Origin of the sequence: Streptococcus sp. DD11, from assembly GCF_001578865.1 — a bacterium.
GTDB lineage: Bacteria > Bacillota > Bacilli > Lactobacillales > Streptococcaceae > Streptococcus > Streptococcus panodentis.
Window position 1 is genome coordinate 117,050 of sequence record NZ_KQ969397.1, and the last position, 3,520, is coordinate 120,569.

The 3,520-nt window shown below is 45.7% G+C and carries 3 protein-coding genes and 1 pseudogene; all 4 read right to left on the bottom strand.

The window, feature by feature from the left end; translation table 11 throughout:
- Nucleotides 1–93, bottom strand: a pseudogene (locus tag STRDD11_RS11625) (metallophosphoesterase); the annotation flags it as partial.
- A 270-nt stretch (nt 94–363) separates the two neighbouring features.
- Nucleotides 364–909 (bottom strand): hypothetical protein, encoded by a 546-nt coding sequence (locus STRDD11_RS11630; RefSeq protein WP_128837427.1) that lies wholly within the window; start codon nt 907–909, stop codon nt 364–366.
- Nucleotides 910–1,078: 169 nt separating this feature from the next.
- A complete protein-coding gene (gene uvrC, locus STRDD11_RS11635; protein ID WP_128837428.1) occupies nt 1,079–2,914 on the bottom strand; it encodes an excinuclease ABC subunit UvrC in 1,836 nt (611 codons plus the stop codon).
- 39 nt (nt 2,915–2,953) lie between these two features.
- The coding region (locus STRDD11_RS14740) for an MFS transporter (protein ID WP_241209448.1) at nt 2,954–3,520 on the bottom strand (567 nt) is incomplete at its 5' end.

The following is a 3,520-nucleotide window of genomic DNA, read 5'->3' on the forward strand; positions in this document are numbered from 1 at the left end:
TGTCGCTCCTAGCCTCCTAGCATCAATCAGTACTGCTTCTAAAGCAGTTGTATTCCCATGTATATCAGACAGAATGGCAATTCTTTGTTTCATCTTTACTCCTTAAGTGAATGATTGCTTAGTTTGAATCTAGTATATCAAAATCTGACTGAAAATGTAAAAACCATCTCTCTGCATGGTTTATCTTATTAGAACTTATTGACCATTTTAGAAACGGTATATTTGCTTCCAAATATGATTTTTTATTTTTCATCAGCAACCATAAGCTCATCTAATTCTTCTGTGTCACTTGCTATCTCTTCATAACTACTATTAATTTTGAATACAAAAAAGCAGGTAACATTCACCTACTTTGTTGAGATATTATTGTCCAGATGTAAGTGGAGCAAGAGATTTATAAGCACCTTCAATAGCCTGCTTCATGGCATCACGTCCTGTTTTCAACTGTTGAAGAAATAGGGCACGACTTTGTTCTGGAACTACTGTATCATCCGAACCAGCGGCTGAAAGCGTATTATTAAAGGTTTCTCTTGACGTTTCCATAGACTCAATCGCTGGTTCTACTTGTTGATTGTATGCTTCTTTTCCAGCTTCTGGAACTTTATCACCGATTTCAGTAATGTATTTCTTATAGTTATCAATCAACTTACCAAAAAGGGCTTTCATATCGCCAATTGTTTTAGCATTATCGATTTCTTCATCTGATAAGAGAACAATTTCTGGAGTTTTTACATCTGAACTAGCTGTTTTTGATGAAGTTTCAGAGCTACTTGATGTACTCTTTGAAGTAGATGTTTTTTCTACAGAACTTGAAGCTTTCTCAGAAGATTCTGAAGTTGATTTTCCAGAACATGCTGCTAAAGTTATGACCGATAAAAGCGCTACACTAGTTGTAACAATTTTTTTCATTACTGTCTCCTATTAATAAAGAATAGGAATATTATATTATAAAATTATTTCATTGTCAAATTATTTTGTTATCAAATGTTATAGGTATTCTAATGATTACTTCACATTGGTTGAATTTTTTCTATTCTATCACCAAAGATTGTTTACACTGGATTCATCAGATATTTGTCTATTCTATTTCTGCTTGTGTTTCTGCCACCTCTAACGATTGAACTTGTTCCTGCTCCTGAGTTTCCGGATTCAACTTCACCCGCACGGCTTCAGCTACAGCTCGCGGTACACCGACTTGGACGATGTCATCAACGCTGGCTTCTTTGATTTTAGCCAGAGATTTGAAGTGTTTCATGAGATTTTGCTTGCGCTTGGGCCCCAGTCCTTCGATGCCGTCCAGCTGGGAAGAAAAGGAATTCTTGGAGCGCAGCTGGCGGTGGAAGGTGATGGCAAAGCGGTGGACCTCATCCTGGATGCGCTGGAGGAGGAAAAATTCCTGCGAGTTGCGGGACAGCTCCACCACTTCCAGCGGGTCGCCAAAGAGCAGTTCATGGGTTTGGTGCTTGTCATTCTTGCGCAGACCGGCGATGGGAATGTCCAGTCCCAGCTGATTCTGAATGACTTCCTTAGCGACATTGACCTGGCCCTGGCCACCGTCAATGACGATGAGATCCGGCGGAGTCAGCCCGTCGCGAATGACCCGGCTGTAGCGGCGTTTGATAACCTCCCGCATGCTGGCATAGTCGTCCGGTCCGACCACGGTCTTGATTTTGTACTTGCGGTAATCTTTCTTGCTGGGTTTGCCATTGACAAAGACCACCATGGCAGAGACTGGACTGGTTCCCATGATATTGGAGTTATCAAAGGATTCGATGCGGACGGGCGTCGGGATATGAAGGAGCTGGCCTAGATTTTCAATGGCCCCCTGTGTTTTCTCAATGGAGCGTTCCAGCAGGTCAAACTTCTGCTGCAGGCTGACCCGGGCATTCTTGATGGCCAGATTGACCAGCTGCTTCTTCTCGCCCCGCTGGGGTTTGAGCACTTTGGTATCGACAAGCGCTCGAACAGCCTCTTCGTCAATATCTGCCGGAATCAGGATTTCATTGGGCCTGAGGTGGGACTTGTCCTGATAAAACTGACCGACATAGGTCAGGAAATCCTCATCAGGGTCATTGTAGTATGGAAACATATTGACATCGCGCTCGATCAGCTTACCCTGACGGACAAAGAAGACCTGCACGCACATCCAGCCCTTGTCGACATAATAGCCAAAGACATCACGGTTCTGCAGGTCCTTGGCCATGACCCGCTGTTTGGTGCGCAGGGTGGCAATGGACTGGATCAGATCGCGGTACTCGGCTGCCTTTTCAAACTCCATGGTCTGCGCTGCGCCAGCCATTTTCCCCCGCAGCTCCTCGATAATCTGGTCATCTTGCCCCTTGAGAAAGGCTGCCACATCTTGGGCCAGCTCCTTGAAATACTGGCTGTCCACCTGACAGACAGTGTGAGCCTTGCACTGGCCCAGATGATAGTAAAAGCAAACCTTTTCGGGCGGATTGGTGCACTTCTTGAAAGGGAAAAGCCGATCCAAGAGACGCTTGATTTCATTAGCCGCTCCTACATCCGGATAGGGACCGAAGTAAAGTCCCCCATCCTTCTTGACCTGGCGCGTGATGATGAGGCGCGGATAGGTTTCGTTGGTAATCTTGATAAAAGGATAGGACTTGTCGTCCTTGAGCATGATATTGTACTTGGGCCTATTTTCCTTGATGAGGTTGATTTCCAAGAGCAGGGCTTCGATATTGGACTCGGTGACGATAAACTCGAAGTCTTCGATTTCAGAAACCAGCGCTTCTGTCTTGGTATCATGGCTGCCTCGGAAATAGGACCGCACTCGGTTGCGCAGGTTTTTGGCCTTGCCCACATAGATAATGGTGCCATGTCTGTCCTTGTGAATATAGCAGCCGGGACTGGTCGGCAGCAGCTGCAGCTTGTTTTGAATGATGTCGTTCATAACTATTATTTTACCAAAAAAAGAGCAGTTTCCCTACTCTTAAGATTGACTATGAATATGAGTCAGTGCTTGGTGCATCCAAACCATCCCCAGCAAAATAAAGGCTAGGTAGTAGGGAAAGAGAGCAAGCGTCGTACTATTGCCTAAAAAGCCAAAGAGAGGCGGCAGGAGAGTTGTTCCAACGTAGGCACTGGCCATCTGCACGCCGATAATGGCCTGCGATTGATCCTTGCCAAAATGATCCGGCGTAGAATGGATGATACATGGATAGATAGGGGCGCAGCCCAGACCAATCAGCAGCATCCCGCCCAGTGTGATGAGCGCAGACGAGACAGGTAAAAAGAGGACGATAATCCCCATGGCAATCAGGACCTGTCCCATGCGAATCAGCTGAGTATCATTGAAGCGAATGGCCAGAAAACCATTGATTGCCCGTCCAATGGTAATCCCCAGATAAAAGAGACTGGCAAAGCCTGCCGCCTGAGCCGCATCCAAGCCTTTTTCAGCTACTAAGTAAGAGGCACTCCACAGTCCCATGGTTGATTCTAGACCACAGTAGCAGAGAAAACAAATCATGACTTCTTTTGCTCCTGCGATGCGGAATAT